This window comes from Arthrobacter sp. GQ119, assembly GCF_059759125.1.
This window is the reverse complement of record NZ_JCAXEA010000002.1, coordinates 1-16,676: the sequence shown is the minus strand read 5'-3', so window position 1 is coordinate 16,676 and position 16,676 is coordinate 1. Positions and strand designations below refer to the sequence as shown.

The window sequence follows — 16,676 nt, the reverse complement described above, 5'->3', positions numbered from 1 at the left end:
TTAACGTGTGGCCGGCGGGGCTGTCGAAGCGGCTGACACGAAAGTCGGGGAAACCGCGGACGCCGCCCCAGGGGCGTTTTCCGGTGCCAGTAGGCCGACACGCATCATGAGGTCTGTGGTGGCTTCGAGGGCTGGTGACGGCACCTCCAGGTTTGTGGGCCACATGCCCATGTCCCTGGTGTAGGCGAGGCCCCGTGCCGCCAGTTCCGGATCCTCAGGGGTTGTCAGCCGCTGGTAGATCGGCAGCGTGATGGCGTCGTTGGCCGGATCGTTGACGAAGTCATGGGCTTCAGCCAATGCCGAGACCAGGCCATGCACTGTTTCCTCGTTTTGCGAAAGCCAGTCGGCGTTGCCGATGATTGCAGCGAAGACGATCTCGGGGATCACCTCGTTTGTTTCACCGATGCGGCCGTAACCTTCGCGTTCTGCGAGGAAATTCCACGGGGCCGGCTGAGGAGCGGCGTCAATTTCGCCGTTCTGCAGCGCCGTCCATCGGGTCGTGTGCACCCCGGCGAGGACGAAGTCGTAGTCCTCCGGATACGAGAGCCCTTCCTGCTGCAGCATCATCTGGGTGTAGATGGCAGTGCCCTCAGTCAGGGACGAGGTGCCGATTCTCTTGCCACGCAGTTCGGCAATGCTGCTGATGCCGGGCCGTGCCACCAGGGACATTGGCAGACGGACCGAATTGGCTCCTACGATGCGCAGCTTTCCGGCCGCGACGTAATCGGCGATTGCCCCTTCTGGCGGTGTGATGGCCAGATCAGCGGAGCCTTCACGTACGGCAGCGGTCGCTTTGTCGACGGAACCGAGCTTCTGGTACGTGATCTTAAGTCCGTTGCGTTCGAAGAAGCCGCGGTCTTCGGCGACGAACACCGGAAGCCAGTTGAATCCTTGGGCTCCGCCGGCAAGCCGGATCTCGGTGGGTGTTGCTTTCATGGTGCGAACTCCTTTGTCCCGTTTGTGGACGCTGCTCAGCGTCCCTGCTCTTTAAGAATTGAGTCGAGGCGCGGATATACGAGCCTGGCGTTTCCTTCCAGAACTGCGTGGCGTGTTTCCTCGTTGAGGCCAAGGGCGTCGATGTAGCGCTTCGTATCGTCGAAGCTGTGCCCCGTTTCGGGGTCCACAGCCCGGACGGCTCCGAGGAGTTCTGAACCGAAGAGGATGTTTTTCGGCTCGACCACCTTGAAGAGGGCATCGATTCCGGCCTGGTGATAAACGCAGGTGTCGAAGTAAAGGTTCTGCATGAGGTGTTCGTTGAGCGGCGCCTTGCCCAGCATCATCGACAAGCCGCGGTAGCGGCCCCAGTGATAGGGAGCCGCCCCGCCGCCATGCGGGATGATGAGCCGGAGCCGGGGATGCCGCTCGAAGAGATCGCCTTCGAGTAACTGCATGAAGACAGCGGTGTCAGCGGCCAGGTAATACGCCCCCGTTGTATGCATGGCCCGTTGACAGGACCCGGATACGTGAATCATCGCCGGCACGTCAAGCCGGGTCATGGTCTCCCAGAGGGGGTCCCACCACTGGTCGTAAAGCGGTGGAGCGGACCAAAGCCCGCCCGACGGGTCCGGATTGAGGTTGCAGCCGATGAAACCGTTTTCGACGCAGCGTTCCAACTCGGCGATCACAGGCCCCAGATCACCGCCAACGGTCTGCGGGAGCTGGCACACCCCAGCGAAATTCCGCGGGAAGAGCCGGCAGATCCGCAAGATGGTGTCGTTGGAGAGCCGCGCCCAGGTGTTTGCAGTTTCCTGCCCCGGAACGTGGTGCCCCATGCCCGACGCGCGCGGCGAAAGAATCGTAAAATCCGAGCCACGCTCCTGCTGAAGGCGTAGCTGATTCTTGGTGATGATCTCACCGAGTTCCGACTCCTCGATTCCCGCGTACGCTGGCTCTCTCTCGGAGTGCCCTTCAGCGAAGGCCACCTGCGCCTTCCGAAAGGCATGAAACCCGGGCGGCTCGGTAGTGAAGTGACCGTGGCCGTCGATAACCAGTGGCTTCATGCGTCCCATTTGGCCGGGAGGTCGGAGACGCCGCGGAAGCGCCACCCTTTGAAGGCCATCTCGCGGCTGTGGTCCTGACGAAGGCCCGGGAGTTGCCGAAAAGCTTCCTCAAGAGCAATTTCACCCATAGCGCGCGACAGTGCGTGACCAGAGCAAAAATGTGGACGGAATCCAAAGGTAAGGTTGGGCCGTTTCTTGCGGAACATATTGAACACGTCGGGATCCTCGAAGCGTGACTCATCGCGGTTAGCGGAGGCCATCACGATGGCAACCGAGGAGCCAGCGGGAATGACGCTCCCGGCAATCTCAAAGTCTTCGGCAGCAACGCGCGGCGTAACCCCGATAGGGGCGATCCAGCGAAGACCCTCGTCAAATGCCCGGAGCGCGTGCTCGCTGGGATTGGCGACCATAGCCTTACTCTGCTCGGGGTCAAGGAGTAGGCCTGCGGCCGCGTTTGCCGCTGCATGGCCGGGCTCCTGGAGGCCGCCAAGGATGATGACCTTCATCGTCGGCATGATCTCTTCGACGCTTCGGACTTCGCCCTCGGGCATGCCACCATGCATGACATGGCTCATCAGCGAATGATCGGGCTTCTTCAGCGCCCTCTCGTAGAGTTCTCCCAACTGTGCGTCGATGTCAGCAAGAGCCAGGTCCACACGGGTCCAGACCGCCGGATCATTGTTGACGTTCTGAAGCCCGGCAGCCATCGCTTGGAACCACTCCACCAGGGTCTCGTTCGGAGTGTCGTTCAAACCGATAACATTTCCGATGCAGCGAACCGAGATGGGCTCAAAAAGGTCTGCCGTCAAATTGGCTTCGCCGCGAGGCTTGAGCTCCTCAAGGTACTGATGAACAACCGGCCGCGTCAGGGCCCCGACGAAGCCGCGTACTGCTTCCTGGGTTAGGTTTTGATCAATCGCAACGCGAAGGCTCGTGTGTTCTTCCCCGCTCATGGATAGGACGTTTGGCATGCCCATGACGCGCGCTTCCGGCCGGTTCGGGCTATCGGAAGGACCAAAAATACGATCGTTGGATCCCACCGTGCGGCAGTCATCGTAGCGAGTAACAAAGTACTCCTGCGTACCTTCAAAAAATGCCACCGGCGACTCTTGACGCAGGCGCGCATATACCGGATAGGGGTCCCGGTAAAGGTTGTCGCCCGTTAATTCTGTAGACATGTCTCCTCCATTGCAGCTCTGTCGGCTTTCTGGACGCCCGCAGCAGCAGGGCTCACCCTCAGCCAAATACGACGAGGCATCCAGATACTGAAGGGTATCCCGCCCTTGCGGGCCCGTCAATGGTTCCAAGATTCACCCGCATTAAGGGGCCAAGCTCACGGGCCGGTTAGCCCGTCGATGGACGTGCACAATCAGGGCTGTTGACGAAACATATCGCTTGATCCCACAGCGGCAACTCAGTAAGATACCGAATGGTATGTGGATACCCAAGGTGACGTGAGTTTTGGCGTTCAAGTTAGAGCTATGGATCGATCCCGCCGATGAAGAACCGAGCCTCCGGTGTGGATGCATGACTGTCGAGACGGCCCACAACGGTGGGGCGTCCATCTTTCAAAGGAGAGAGAATGAACGATTCAACCGTGCTTTTACCCACCATTCCCGACCAGATGATCCGCGACCTGGCCGCCGTCGTTGGCGAGGATGCCGTCCATGTCGAGCGCGCGAAGGTGGACGAATTCAAGGACCCTTACGGCTTCCCCGGCGACGAGACGTACGCTGCTTCTGCCGTGGTTCAACCAACTACCACGGAGCAGGTGCAGGAGATCATGCGCATTGCCAACCGATTCGAGATTCCCGTATGGCCCCACAGCCAGGGTCGGAACGTTGGGCACGGTGGACCGTCGCCGCGGGTCCGCGGCTCCATTCAAATCGGTTTTCAACGGATGAACCGCATTTTAGAGATTAACGACGAGCTCGCTTACGCGGTGGTTGAACCTGGGGTTCGTTGGTTCGACCTCTACGACGCAGTAAAGGACGCAGGCTACAGTCTTATGACTCCGTGCCCGGATCTAGGCTGGGGATCCGTCATCGGCAATTCAATGGACAGCGGCCATTCATACCAGTTCTACGGGGCCGACTACGCGTTTCCGACAGGGTTTGAAGTCGTACTTCCAGATGGCCAACTGCTCCGGACGGGGGCGGGCGCAATCCCAGGGAGTAAGGTCTGGCACCTTTACAAGCGAAGCCTCGGTCCCTCTCTGGATCCGCTGTTTGTCCAGTCGAACCTCGGGATTGTCACGAGAATGGGCGTGTGGCTAAAGAGACTCCCCGAGGCGTACGCACCCGTAATGCTCGCGATTGACGATGACGGCGACCTTGAGGCCGCGATCGACACGATTCGCGAGTTGCGGCTCGCAGGCCATCTGGAGGGTGTCCCGACGTTGTATTCCACACTGCGCGCCGCCGTCATGCTTCGTGACGAAGCAGGGGTCCCTGGCCTACTGACGCCCGCGCAGGTCGACGATATTGCGAAGCGCGCCGGCGTCGGCGCGTGGGCTACGCGGGCAGCCATCTGGGGCGATGCAGACATCGTCCAGATTCGACTCCGGCGCATCACTGAAGCATGGGCGAAGATACCCAGCGGCCGCCTCGTCGCTCCTCGGATATACGCCCCTGAAGAGTACGACCAAATCGTTTACTCGGCAGATCAAATCATGGCTGGAATACCCACGCTCAAGGCAATCGAAAATATGCCCCCACACATCGCCCACGTTGACTTTTCCCCCATCGTGCCAATGCAGGGCACTGAGGTTCGCTTTGTTACCGAAGAGATTCGAAAGCATCTAGCCGATGGAGGGGTGAATTTTTCAGCGGCCGTCATGTTCACCGGCGAACGCTCAGGCGTGGTGCTCTCGGGTGTTCGCTACGACAAAACAGACGCCGGAGCCGTCCGCAACGCGTTCGACGTTGTGAAGGGAATGGTTTCGGCACTTGGCCAGGCTGGCTATGGTGTGTGCCGACCGCATCTCAATTTCATGGACCTCGCGGCGGCCCAATATTCCTTTAATGACCACGCCTATAGGCGCTTTGTCGAGAAGATAAAGGACGCTGTTGACCCCAAGGGCGTCCTATCCCCCGGCCGGCACGGCATCTGGCCTGCAGCGTACCGAGACGGAACGGCTTAAGCGACCATCAAGTATCCAGATACGCGCGGCCGTAATAGAGTTGAAGTGGCTTTTGGCGGCAGCGGCAGAACTTATCCCGGGCGGCTGTTTGCGATGGACGAATTGAAGAAGAGGTATTGATGGCACGGTTAACGAGAGAACAGAGCCAGGCCCTAACGCGGGAGAAACTTCTCAAATCTGCCGGAGAGGTCGTGGCCCGCTACAGCTATGACGGTGCATCAGTCGAGCGCATAGCCGAAGAAGCAGGGTTCTCGAAGGGCGCTTTCTACTCGAACTTCTCCTCGAAAGAGGACATCCTGCAACAACTGCTAAGGAGTCATGCGGGCAGCGATGTCCAGGATCTGACCCGGCTCCTCGAGAACGTCACGAGCCCCGCTGAGGTAGTCGAAACCGTCGCTCAGTGGAGCGACGCGCGAGCAGGCGAACAAAAATGGGGCCTCATCGCCATCGAAGTGCTGCGCCGTGCACAGCGGGACGGGACCCTGCTTGACGAACAACGCCAGCTTTTCGTCGGCCAGTGGGAGGAAGTGGGGCAGCTGCTGCTCAAGAAACTTTTCCCAGACACCAAGCCTCAGATCAGTGCCCTCGATCTTGGCGGGATCGTGCTCGAACTCACCTATGGCGGCGTAGCAGTCTTCGTCAAGGCTCCCGTCTCCTCGGGAGGGATGCTCCGGCAGGTTTTCACGGCTCTTAGGGCTTCGGCCCTGGCCGCAAACGGGGCCCTGCACCCAATCACTTAGATCGACCCGAACATCTACCCCGAGCGGTGGGCTGGTTGATGGTCGACTAACCATCTGGGCTTGCCGCGTGCCCGCGCGGCGGTCGTCATATCAGCGCGGATTGAGCTTCGCGCTAGTTCGGCCGTGCAACATGCAACTAGCTAGCCGGAGACGGTTCCCAGCCCCGTCATGCCCTCGTCCCGACATGCGGACCGCTCAATGTTGCCGGGAGAACCCAGCCCCGTTCGGTCTTTTGGGACAGCTGAGGATGTTCCTGGTTCCAAACTGTTGACTCGGTAAAGCATCGCAAATACTATCTAGTATCTAAAGACGTTTCGGTATCGGAAGCCCACCCGTCACACGACGGGCCAGTTTCTGAATCTTCCCCCGTGGCAAACCGAACGAGATGTGTCTGCAATGGAGGAGACGTGTCAGAAGCTTGGCCGGACATGGCCACCATTGCACCCAACCCCGGCATAAAGCTGCAAGTCGGACTCCAAGAAATCCACTACCGCTGTCCAGGACGTCCCATCTGCTGCGGCAACCGGCCCATCGGGTGACGGTGTCCGGCAGTTTGTCCTCCCATTCAACACTCGGGCCTCAGCGCACAGATGCCGTTGGCATCGGAAGAGGAATTAACAGTGTCACCACAATCGACTGCAAAAAAGACTGGTCCACCGGAGGGCCAGACCACACCAATCATCGAAATGCAGGCGTCATTAGCCAGGAAGGAAGCGGCCGTGACACACGACGTGCTGGAGAAGTTCTCTGTCGACGTAGACAGCTCCGTCGACAAAGGAATACTCATTGTTTCTGGGCCTGACCGGCCAGGAATTGTCTCCGCTGTCTCGACGCTGCTTACCCAGTTCGGGGCAAATATCATCTCGCTTGACCAACACACGAGCGATCCCGTCAGCGGCCGCTTCTTCCAACGATCGGTGTTCCGGCTTCCTGATTTGACGCTTGCCCGCCCCGAACTGGAAGCTGCGCTAGACCGGGAGATCCTCGGCGGTCTCGGCATGGAATGGCGCCTCACGGAGTCGCACAAACGGAAACGTGTTGCGATTTTGGCCTCCAAGACGGACCACTGCCTGTTGGACCTGCTTTGGCGGCAGAAGCGGGGCGAATTGGAAATGACCGTTGAAATGGTCATCTCCAACCACCCCGACCTCGCGGAGTCCGTACGCCAATTTGGTATTCCCTACTTTTACGTACCTGTAAAAGACGGGGACAAGAAGGCTGTGGAGCAGGAGCACTTGCGACTGCTGCAAGGCAATGTCGATTTCGTTGTGCTCGCGCGGTACATGCAGATCATTTCATCTGAGTTCATCGACGAGGTTGGCGTGCCGATAATCAACATCCATCATTCCTTCCTTCCCGCCTTCATCGGGGCCGGCCCGTACCAGAAGGCCAAGGAGCGCGGGGTCAAGCTCATCGGGGCGACGGCCCATTACGTTACTCAGGACCTCGACGAGGGTCCCATCATCGAGCAGGATGTGGTTCGTGTCGATCATTCCAACACGACGCAGGACTTGGTTCGCCGCGGGGCGGACGTTGAACGCCAAGTGCTCTCACGCGCGGTGGCCTGGCACTGCCAAGACCGGGTTCTCCGCGATGGGAACACGACGATTGTGTTCGCGTAATGACTGCAAACCTAGTCGATGGCCGGGCTGTCGCAGCCGCCAGCCTGGCCACAACGGCTGAGCGGGTCAAAGTCTTCGTTGCAGCCCATGGCTACGCGCCTGGCCTGGCAACATTGTTGGTCGGCGATGACGCCGCCAGCGCCGTGTACGTCCGAAGTAAGCGCAAAATGGCGACGGAAGTCGGGCTGGCGGATTTTCATCGCCGGCTGGAAGCGGAGGCCTCCCAAGAGGACGTAGCGGCCGCGATTGACGAACTTGGTCAAAATCCCCGGGTCGCAGGTATCCTGCTCCAGTTTCCCCTGCCGGGGGGCCTGGACCGTTCTGCTCTCATAGATCGAATTCCGGCAGCCAAGGATGTCGACGGCCTGACCACTCTGAACCAGGGCCGGCTGCTACGGGGCGAGCCCGGGCTCCGCCCCTGTACTCCGAGTGGTGTCATCGAGCTGCTCGACTCCGCCGGTGTGAAAATTGAAGGTGCCGCCGCAGTGGTGGTGGGACGCTCTGCATTGGTGGGCCATCCTACGGCAGAGCTACTCCTCGAGCGTTCGGCGACGGTGACCATCGCCCATTCCCGCACCAACGACCTCGAGTCGTACACGACACAGGCAGATATCCTCGTCGCCGCGGCCGGAGTGCCAGGACTTATTACAGCAGGTCACGTAAAGCCAGGAGCCGCCGTGGTGGACGTGGGTATCCATAGGGTCCAGAGCGGCCTCATCGGCGACGTTCGGTTTGACGAGGTCGCACCGATCGCAGGGTGGATCACTCCGGTCCCGGGTGGTGTGGGTCCTATGACCATCGCCTCCCTCATGTCCAATACCATTGCCGCGGCGGAAGCCGCAGTGGTCAGTCATTCGAAACGAGATATCCCATGACCATGACAATCAGCCAGATCCTCGAAGACTTTTCCGTCGAAATGACAGGCAAAGACGTCGATGCCTTGCACGAAGCACGGCCCTACTTGCCGGCGGGAACCCGAGTGAACGTCACCTTTCTCGGCAATGAAGATCTTGCGATGCGCACATCCGCGGCGCGCACCGTCAAGGAAAGCGGGTTGAAGCCTGTCCCCCACATCTCCGCCCGGCGCATCAATTCGCGGGCTGCGCTCGAGGAAGTCTTGAATGCCCTGCATGCCGACGGGACCAGTGAGAACGTCTTCGTCATTGCTGGCGACCCATCCGAACCTGAGGGTCCTTACAACGATGCGTTGGCTCTGATCAATGACACCGACTGGGCCACCTTTGGCGTAAGAACCGTCGGTATCAGCGGCTACCCTGACGGGCATTCCGACATCTCCCGAGACCAACTGTGGGGTGCCATCGAAGACAAGGCCGCTGCACTCAAGGAGCAAGCGAATGCCGGCGACATTATTACCCAGTTTGGTTTCGACGTGGACCCGCTCATCGAGTGGATCGAGGGCGTCCGCGACCGCGGTATCGATATGCCAATCCGGGTCGGGGTCCCAGGGCCCGCTGGCGTGAAGCGGCTGCTCTCCTACGCGCGCCGCTTTGGCGTAGCCTCCAGTGCGGGCATCGCCAAGAAGTACGGCTTCTCACTGACGAACCTGTTGGCCACCACCGGCCCCGACCGATTCGTCACCGAGTTGGCAAGCCGTCTGGACCCAGCCCGGCACGGCACCGTAAAGCTGCACTTCTTCACCTTCGGAGGTCTACGAACCACAGCCGAATGGGTGCGAGACTTCGACGCCCGCTCCCGACCCGAGGTACCTGCCGGGAAGGATCACGTCGGTCACTGACCCATAATGAACGGCCCAGGCTTCAGCATAACAATTTTCATTTCGCGCTCCTGGAGTTCACCGGATTGGAAGGACGTACTTATGTTTCTGACCACTCTCAACTTCTTACTTGAGGTCAGCCGAGGCGGTGCCAGCCCTTTTGAGCACGACGGCAACGCACCAAATCAATTTCCCAACGGGCAACTAAGCTCGGCGGCCTGGGAAGGCTGGTGGCACGAGGACGCAGCGTGACGTGTCGGCCGACCACCGCCTCCCCAGACCGACTAAGCCACCTCGGGGCGTCTGCTGTACCCGGACGCCCTCGAGTTCACACCCGGGCACCCCAATAAGCCTTTCCAGCCCAGCTAACGCCGGCAAGGTGGTGTCCGCAATTGCCATGGTGCGCTGTCGAAACCCGCTCGGAAGCCTTGAAGGGCAGGAAATAAAAAATCCTTGACATGCGCATCGGTAGCCGGATACTAATTAGTATGTGGTCTTCACCACTTTCAATCTGAACCTTACTTTTACCCTACCCACCTATCGGCTCTTCGCCCTGTCAAACTGACGAAGAAGCCAGCAGAATGGAGAATCATGACCTCGAGCAAAGGCGCTCCCAAGAGCCTGGAATCGCTAATCAATGAGGCAGGCAATCCGGTCAAGCATCTGCGGAGTGCCCAACTCGGCCCGTATGTGTTCCCGGGTATTCCGCCCGAGTTCACCAACTGGCGTGACGAGGTGCGCGCCTGGAAAAACGGCGTGGCACTTCTCGAGCAGTCGTACCACATGACCGAACTCCACCTTCGTGGAACCGAGGTCATCCCGTTCCTCTCGCAGTTTGCCGCCAACAAGTTCGATCCGTTCCAGGTCATGCGTGCAAAGCAGCTCGTCCTCGTAGCCCCGGACGGCAACTTCATCGCTGATGGCATCGTCTTCCGTGAGGAAGAGAACTTTTTCCGCGTAGTCGGTGCGCCCTTCGGCAGCGACTGGCTATTGTTCAATGCTGAGCGTTCTTCACTCGACGTCACGGCGGAGAAGAACGACAACTGGTCAGTCCGGCAGGAACCGCGCGATGTGTTCCGCGTCCAGGTGCAGGGTCCGAACGCCCTCGCCCTGATGAAAGAGGTCACCGGGGGCAGCGTTCCGGAGATCAAGTTCTTCTTCATCGGTGAATTCGAGATCGCCGGCAAGAAAGTTCGCGCCCTGCGGCATGGCATGGCTGGAGAGCCCGGCTTCGAAATCTACGGCCCATGGGATGACCAGCAGGTGGTGCGCGAAGCCCTCGAGGTGGCTGGTGCATCTTATGGCCTGCGCAAGATCGGCGCCTTGGCATATTCCACCACCGCGCAGGAATCAGGGTGGATGCCAATGCCGCTCCCCGCAATCTACCAGGGCGAGGAACTCAAGCCCTACCGCGAGTGGCTGAACAACTACTACCTCGAGACGATTGGTTCACTCGGAGGCAGCTTTGTTTCCGATCAAATCGAAGACTACTACGTCGATCCGATCGAAGTCGGCTATGGCGGACTCATCGACTGGGACCGTGATTTCCTGGGCCGCGACGCTCTTAAGGCCAAAGCCGATAACCAGCGCCGGAAGAAGGTCACGCTGGTTTGGAACGATGAGGACGTGGCTGCCACGATCGCGTCCTCCCTTTTCGACACCGAAAGTCCTGCCCGGTTCGCCTCGCTTCCCACACCCATGTACGCGACGTTTGAGTCCGATGCCGTGCTCAGCGGCAATGAGACCGTCGGAATCTCTCAGTGGGTGTCCTACTCGGCCAACGCAGGACACGTCATCTCAACGGCGCTGGTCAACTTGGAACACGCCGAACCAGGCACCGAACTGACGCTGATGTGGGGCGAACCTGACACCCAGCGGGCGAGCGTGGACAAGCACGAGCTGCGTGAGATCCGCGTAACCGTTGCACCTTCCCCGTACTTCAGCAAGATCATCAAGACCGGGCAGCAGTAGCACACCTCCTCGAGAGGTGCCGTATCCATCGCAGATGCGGCACCTCTCCCTAAAGTACGCCACATAGATTCCTTCGATGCCGCAACCTTCGGCTCAAGCCGACCAACTGTACGGGACCACAACGAACGACACCGAGGATTGGGCTGGCATAGCAAGGGCCTTACCTTCAAGGAGTCCGGGAGTCTGTGGCCTTATGGAACGAAAGCAGACACGAATGACTCAACCGCAAGGCGCCCTTCTGGTGGGCAGCATCAATTTCCCCGACGCGGAAACCACTATCCGCACGGCTGCAGGGATCCTCGGCCCTCATCTGAAACGCATCCCCGATGGCGAAGTCGGACACAGGTTTCATTGGATTGCATTCCAGCCTGACCGCCTCTCTCAAACTCAAGGACTCGAACGCGTGGGAGACGCACCCATCTTCGTAGGTCACCTCGATGTGCGTCCGCTCCGTATTGCCGACGGCGCCGCTGCATCTGCTCTCCGGCTCCCCTCACTGGGCTACGCTGATTCGGCCATTGAGTCCTGGCAAGTATTTCGGGCCCTGCAGGATGCAGGTGCCGTATCTCGCGCAACGCGCTTTCAGGTGTCCCTTCCCACGCCAGCGGCAGTCGTTGGTGCCTTCATCGTCGAGGAAGACAGAGAACGGTTTGAGCCGGTCTATCGCGACGCCCTCTACGCCGAACTGGATCGAATCCTCGATGCGATCCCGCACAACAACCTAGCGATCCAGTGGGACACGGCGGTTGAATTCATCTGGATTGAAGCATCAGCCTACGACGACAAATTCGGCGGAGCCTATGCTCATTGGTTTGCCGACGTGTGGGCAGCAGTGATTGAACGGGCAATTGACCAAGCCTCACGCGTGCCTTCGGATGTCGAGGTGGGGTTCCACCTATGCTACGGCGACGCGGGCGAGAAGCACTTTACCGAGCCGCTAGACACGGCAAACCTCGTACGCTTTGCGCGGCTCCTGATTGAGAAGTCGCCACGCCCTATCGACTGGGTGCACATGCCGGTACCCATCGACCGTGACGACGACGCGTACTTCACTCCTTTAGAAGCGTTACAGCTGCCGGAGGAAACGGAACTTTATCTGGGTCTGGTGCACCGCGAGGACGGCATCAAGGGCGCGAACCTCCGCATTGCGACAGCACAACGCCACGTACTCAGATTTGGCGTCGCAACTGAGTGCGGCTGCGGCCGTGGCCCAGAGAACGAAATGAAATCCATCCTTCACACGCAGGCTGAGGTTGCCTCAGCATGGTGAGCTACCGAGGAAGCGGAACCTCTACCAACCTTTAGGGATGCTCTCTGTCCTATGCCCCCGGCAAGAGCATCTTGCTGCAGAGGCGACAACGACTGCGTCATCGAAGCCCACAGACCACGGCTTCCAATCACGGCCGGGGGCCGACCCATTTTGGCTCCCGCCCACCGGTCGCCTACCTATTCCCGTTCTCCGGCTAAGCGTTCACCACCGTGAAAGCTGCAGTGACAGAAAGGCAGCGCCCAGGAATGACCTTGAAAGGGAGACTTGCAGCGTTGTCGTGCACCGCTTGGACCGGCTCGCCCGAAACCTCGTCCACCCGCGTGCTCTCGTCCAAGGCCTGACCAGGAGGGGAGTACGCGTGGATTTCGTCAAAGAGAGATTGGTGTTCACCGTTACGTCGTAATTCCCTAACTTCCCAACAAGCAGTCCCTGGGCGGAAGCAGGTGGCACTCCGCTCCCCACGACCAGCACAACAAAGGAGTTGTAATGTGCAATACGAACGAAACTGCGACTGATGCTCTCATAAACCGTCGGTCCGCACTGGCGGGCCTTTCTGGTGCCGCAGTGATGGGTTTGGCAGCATGCACGACTGAACGAGCGCCGGAGGCGGTTCCTGTAAAGAGCGCGGTAACGGCTCCAGAAAGCGCAGGGAAGTCGGGGCCAGGGCTGGAAGTGGTCTTTCTTGGGACGCAGGCCGGGCCACCGATCGAGGCGAACAGAGCCGGAATTTCCACTGCTCTTCGCGTCGACGATTCGGTTTATGTTATTGACTGTGGGCGGAGTGCAACTACACAGTTCATCCAAGCGGGCTTGAAATTCGAGTCTCTGAAAAGCATATTTATTACCCACTTACACGCCGATCACTTGGCCGATTACTACAACTTCTTTCTTCTGGCGGGTAACGCACCAAACTCCGGGGGTGACAGGCTTTCCGGGCCTGTTCGAGTCTACGGACCGGGGCCGGCCGGAGGTCTCCCCCCGAAGTTCGGCGGCGGTGAAGCAGCAACTATTGCTCCCGAAAACCCGACGCCTGGGATTCGTGCCCTTACGGAGAAGTCCCATGAGGCTTTCGCGTACAGCCACAATGTCTTTATTCGCGGTTCGAACCTTCGCGATGTTCGCGAGCTCGCGGACGTCCATGACATCGAGCTGCCACCGGTCGGGGCAGATTTCCATAACGTCAGTCCAGCAATGGAGCCGTTCCTGGTGATGGAAGATGAAAAGGTGAAGGTCACCGCGACATTGGTTCCGCATGGTCACGTTTTTCCTTGCTTCGCTTACCGATTCGAAACGGAATACGGGTCCGTGACCTTTTCGGGCGACACAACCTACTCCGACAACCTGAACGTACTGGCTTCAGGAACGGACATATTGGTTCACGAAGCAATGAATTTAGAAGGCGCGGAAAACCTACCGCCGGCGCTGCGGAATCACCTTCTAGAAGCACATGTCGAGGTGCAGAAAGTCGGACCAATTGCGGAGAAGGCGGGCGCTTCGAAGCTCGTCCTCTCCCATATTGGCGACCTCAGCGGGACACCGCTGGACGCAGTGCAGTGGAAGACCTGGGCGCAGCAAGGATATAAAGGCGAAGTGGTCATCGCAGAGGATCTGCAGCGCATCTCTATCTGACGTCCGCCAGCGGGGTGCACCTGCCGCTCCAGATGCGTGAACGAAATACCCTTTATGGGAACAAACAGAGTGAGGACGATCTAGATCGTCCTCACTCTGTTTGTTTATGTCGATATTCGAGGTCAACCACGGCCGCGGGGAAAGGGGGCTCGAACGCTGCTTGAGGTCAAAGCTGGTATCGCGGCGCGTTGCTGGCGCGGACGATGGACCGGCTGAGTGCCTCCGAAGTGCGAGCCGCACGCAGTGCGGCCCTGGAGTTGTTAATCCCGGCGGACCGCCACAAGGTCACTGCGGAAAAGGGGGGAGCAATTGAACCGCCAATTGCTCTGCTGCAGGACTGGATCGAACAGCGCCTTCTGTCGGGGGATATCACAGCCCTTCGATCACTGCCGCACACGGGATGTCGGTTCGCGGGTGTGTATAGGGTCTTTGAGGAGGACGGTGAGACTGTAGGAGCGTTCGTGCGTGCAGGACGTCTGGCTCGGGCTGTCAATGGCCAGTCGTTTCTGCCCACGGGCGGCCACTAAAAGTGCCCGCTGGTGGCCAGTAAAACTGCCCGGTGATGGCCAACAGATCTGCCCACTGATTGGTTCGGCGGGATTGGCCATCGTTGGGTTGGTCAGTTCAAGCGGGTGACTCCTTTTCCGGCGAGGGCCTGGGTGAGGCGGACGGAATCGCCGCTGGTCTGGCAGACGTGTGCGTGGTGCAGCAGCCGGTCAACGGTGGCGGTGGCGAGGGTTTTGGGCATGAGCTCGTCGAAGCCGGCGGGGTGGAGGTTGGAGCTGATCGCGACGGAGCGTTTTTCGTAGGCTGCGTCCACGACCCGGTAGAGGCCTTCGGCGGCGTCGGTGGCGACCGGCAGCAGGCCGATGTCATCGATCACCACGAGCTCGGCTCGGAGAATCCGGGCCACGGCCCGGGTGACGCTGTCGTCGGTGCGGTGGGCCCGGATGAGGACGCCGAGGTCTTCGAGCCTGAACCAGGCCACGCGCATGCTGGCTTCGACGGCTTGCTGGCCGAGGGCTTCGAGGAAGAACGTCTTCCCGGTTCCGGAGGGTCCGCAGACGACGAGGTTCTCCCTGCGTGTGATCCATTCCAGGGTCCGGAGCGCCTGCTGGGTCGGGGCCGGTATGGAGGACGCTGCCGGGTCCCATGCCTCGAAGGTTTTCCCGGTCGGGAACCCTGCTGCTTTGCGGCGGGAGGCGAGCATGGATCGGGCCCGGCCGGCGGCTTCTTCGGTGAAGAGGGCTTTGATGACCTCGGCCGGTTCCCACCGCTGCGCGCGGGCGGTCGCGATCAGGTCCGGGGCCAGCGCCCGGGCGTGGGGCATTTTCAGGGACCGCATCAGGGCCTCCAGGTCAGGCGGCAGCGGCGGGACGGCGGTGTTGGTCGTGCTGACGGGGTTCATCGGGCCTCCTCCGGCGTGATGTTGATTGTGGTGTTCAGGGCGGGACTGCCGATCGCGGCCCACGCCCCTGTTCCTTGGGTGAGGGAGGTGGCTTCGTTGGCGGCGTGGGTGGTGGTGCGGCGGATGTTGGCGTTCAGGATCGAGGCGAGGTCCTGGTGCGCGAACCGGCCATGCAGGGCGGCGTCGCCCAGGGCCCGGTCCACCTGGTCGGTGCCGGCGATTTTGGCCAGCGTGACGGCCTCGGCCATTTTCACGTTCATCCGTGCCGTTCCGGCCGCGGCGGCCTCGACGAGCCATGTTCGGGCGCCTTCGCCGATGGCCAGGAACGCGGCCTCGTCCGCGCTGCGGGCCCTCACCTCGTAGTCGCCGGGGAGCTTCGCCCGGGTTCCGGGGAAGTGCTCGTCGTTGATGGCGGGGCTGCCGGGTCGGGCCCGTTCGTGGCGGGCGACTTCGATCGGCCCGGTCGTGCCGTGGTGGACGATGATGACCTGCTCGCCGGGCCCGGTGCCGTGGGTGCGGACGAACACCCGGGCTCCGAGCAGGTGGGCCGGGACGGAGTACTGGCCGTTTTCGAAGGTGACCATCGGGGTGTTCTCCGGAACCCTGCGGGCCAGGCCGAACGCGACCGTGTGCGCGGTGTCCGGGACCCGGTGCAGCCTGGGAGCTTCCTCAACCAGCATGGCCGCGGGTTTACGCCGCGTCACCCGGTGCTCACGGTGATTGACCTCGTCCATGAACGCCAGACAGGCGGCTTCGAGTTCGGCAAAGGTGCGGTAGTCATCGCGGAGGTTGGTGTCTTTGGGCACGAGGTCGGCCTTGGCGAGCTTCACGGACGCTTCCACACCGCCCTTCGTGGCCGGGTCCGCGGGCTGACAGGTCAGCACGGTCACCCCGTAGTGCCGGGCGAAATCCAGGGTCTGCTGGTTCCGCACCGGAACCCCGGCAACATGGGCGGTGGTGACGGTCTTCTCGTTGTCCGTGAGGACATAGGTCGGCGCCCCTCCGAGGATCCGGAAGCACCGGTCCAGGGCCGCGAACACGCTCGGCGCCGTCCTGTCCCTGAGCGGGATCACGATCCGGAAGCGTGAAACGCCAGCCAGGCCACGAACAGGATGGTCTTCACCCCGCCGATCCGGGGCCCGTCGCCGAAGTCGTACTG

At 60.6% G+C, this 16,676-nt stretch carries 12 protein-coding genes and 2 pseudogenes; 9 read left to right on the top strand and 5 right to left on the bottom strand.

What is annotated here, in order from left to right; genetic code table 11:
- The 3 genes from AC6CH3_RS01945 to AC6CH3_RS01935 are packed head-to-tail and all read right to left on the bottom strand — an operon-like array spanning position 1 to position 3,178.
- Positions 1-936: an ABC transporter substrate-binding protein gene (locus AC6CH3_RS01945; protein WP_498130852.1), complete on the bottom strand. Its 936-nt coding sequence runs from the start codon at positions 934-936 to the stop codon at positions 1-3.
- A 35-nt stretch (positions 937-971) separates the two neighbouring features.
- Complete coding sequence (locus tag AC6CH3_RS01940) at positions 972-2,000, bottom strand: amidohydrolase family protein (protein ID WP_498130851.1); 1,029 nt, start codon at positions 1,998-2,000, stop codon at positions 972-974.
- Positions 1,997-3,178 carry a cytochrome P450 gene (locus tag AC6CH3_RS01935; protein WP_498130850.1) on the bottom strand — a complete coding sequence of 394 codons (1,182 nt, stop codon included), beginning with the start codon at positions 3,176-3,178 and terminating at the stop codon, positions 1,997-1,999. Before AC6CH3_RS01935 ends, AC6CH3_RS01940 begins: the two co-directional genes overlap by 4 nt.
- A gap of 404 nt (positions 3,179-3,582) precedes the next feature.
- Here AC6CH3_RS01935 and AC6CH3_RS01930 point away from each other — a divergent pair, with 404 nt between their 5' ends.
- The 9 genes and pseudogenes from AC6CH3_RS01930 (at position 3,583) to AC6CH3_RS01890 (ending at position 14,109) form a co-directional block, all read left to right on the top strand.
- Entirely contained in the window at positions 3,583-5,142 is a 1,560-nt protein-coding gene (locus AC6CH3_RS01930; RefSeq protein ID WP_498130849.1) for an FAD-binding oxidoreductase, read from the top strand.
- 119 nt (positions 5,143-5,261) lie between these two features.
- Positions 5,262-5,882: a TetR/AcrR family transcriptional regulator gene (locus AC6CH3_RS01925; RefSeq protein ID WP_498130848.1), complete on the top strand. Its 621-nt coding sequence runs from the start codon at positions 5,262-5,264 to the stop codon at positions 5,880-5,882.
- A 719-nt stretch (positions 5,883-6,601) separates the two neighbouring features.
- On the top strand, positions 6,602-7,504 hold the full coding sequence (gene purU / locus AC6CH3_RS01920; RefSeq protein ID WP_498130847.1) for a formyltetrahydrofolate deformylase: 903 nt from the start codon (positions 6,602-6,604) through the stop codon (positions 7,502-7,504).
- Positions 7,504-8,379, top strand: a complete 876-nt coding sequence (gene folD, locus AC6CH3_RS01915) for a bifunctional methylenetetrahydrofolate dehydrogenase/methenyltetrahydrofolate cyclohydrolase FolD (RefSeq protein ID WP_498130846.1) — start codon at positions 7,504-7,506, stop codon at positions 8,377-8,379. The genes purU and folD overlap by 1 nt, the downstream gene beginning before the upstream one ends.
- Positions 8,376-9,260, top strand: coding sequence for a methylenetetrahydrofolate reductase (locus AC6CH3_RS01910; RefSeq protein WP_498130845.1), 885 nt, complete (start codon positions 8,376-8,378; stop codon positions 9,258-9,260). The genes folD and AC6CH3_RS01910 overlap by 4 nt, the downstream gene beginning before the upstream one ends.
- 570 nt (positions 9,261-9,830) lie before the next feature.
- Complete coding sequence (locus AC6CH3_RS01905; protein WP_498130844.1) at positions 9,831-11,210, top strand: aminomethyl transferase family protein; 1,380 nt, start codon at positions 9,831-9,833, stop codon at positions 11,208-11,210.
- 214 nt (positions 11,211-11,424) lie between these two features.
- Positions 11,425-12,480, top strand: coding sequence for a hypothetical protein (locus AC6CH3_RS01900; protein WP_498130843.1), 1,056 nt, complete (start codon positions 11,425-11,427; stop codon positions 12,478-12,480).
- A gap of 256 nt (positions 12,481-12,736) precedes the next feature.
- Positions 12,737-12,871, top strand: a pseudogene (locus tag AC6CH3_RS01895) (recombinase family protein); the annotation flags it as partial.
- A gap of 95 nt (positions 12,872-12,966) precedes the next feature.
- Positions 12,967-14,109, top strand: coding sequence for an MBL fold metallo-hydrolase (locus AC6CH3_RS01890; protein ID WP_498130842.1), 1,143 nt, complete (start codon positions 12,967-12,969; stop codon positions 14,107-14,109).
- Positions 14,110-14,728: 619 nt separating this feature from the next.
- On the opposite strand, the gene istB is transcribed toward AC6CH3_RS01890, so the two are convergent.
- Both istB and AC6CH3_RS01880 read right to left on the bottom strand, forming a co-directional pair.
- A complete protein-coding gene (gene istB, locus AC6CH3_RS01885) occupies positions 14,729-15,517 on the bottom strand; it encodes an IS21-like element helper ATPase IstB (RefSeq protein WP_498130841.1) in 789 nt (262 codons plus the stop codon).
- Positions 15,514-16,676 (bottom strand): annotated as a pseudogene (locus tag AC6CH3_RS01880) (DDE-type integrase/transposase/recombinase); the annotation flags it as partial. The pseudogene AC6CH3_RS01880 and the gene istB, both read right to left, overlap by 4 nt.

Bases quoted from the DNA above. Each gene is read 5' to 3' on its own strand.
- AC6CH3_RS01945 (WP_498130852.1), bottom strand. From the start codon at position 936: ATGAAAGCAACACCCACCGAGATCCGGCTTGCCGGCGGAGCCCAAGGA.
- AC6CH3_RS01940 (WP_498130851.1), bottom strand. From the start codon at position 2,000: ATGAAGCCACTGGTTATCGACGGCCACGGTCACTTCACTACCGAGCCG.
- AC6CH3_RS01935 (WP_498130850.1), bottom strand. From the start codon at position 3,178: ATGTCTACAGAATTAACGGGCGACAACCTTTACCGGGACCCCTATCCG.
- AC6CH3_RS01930 (WP_498130849.1), top strand. From the start codon at position 3,583: ATGAACGATTCAACCGTGCTTTTACCCACCATTCCCGACCAGATGATC.
- AC6CH3_RS01925 (WP_498130848.1), top strand. From the start codon at position 5,262: ATGGCACGGTTAACGAGAGAACAGAGCCAGGCCCTAACGCGGGAGAAA.
- folD (WP_498130846.1), top strand. From the start codon at position 7,504: ATGACTGCAAACCTAGTCGATGGCCGGGCTGTCGCAGCCGCCAGCCTG.
- AC6CH3_RS01910 (WP_498130845.1), top strand. From the start codon at position 8,376: ATGACCATGACAATCAGCCAGATCCTCGAAGACTTTTCCGTCGAAATG.
- AC6CH3_RS01905 (WP_498130844.1), top strand. From the start codon at position 9,831: ATGACCTCGAGCAAAGGCGCTCCCAAGAGCCTGGAATCGCTAATCAAT.
- AC6CH3_RS01900 (WP_498130843.1), top strand. From the start codon at position 11,425: ATGACTCAACCGCAAGGCGCCCTTCTGGTGGGCAGCATCAATTTCCCC.
- AC6CH3_RS01890 (WP_498130842.1), top strand. From the start codon at position 12,967: ATGTGCAATACGAACGAAACTGCGACTGATGCTCTCATAAACCGTCGG.
- istB (WP_498130841.1), bottom strand. From the start codon at position 15,517: ATGAACCCCGTCAGCACGACCAACACCGCCGTCCCGCCGCTGCCGCCT.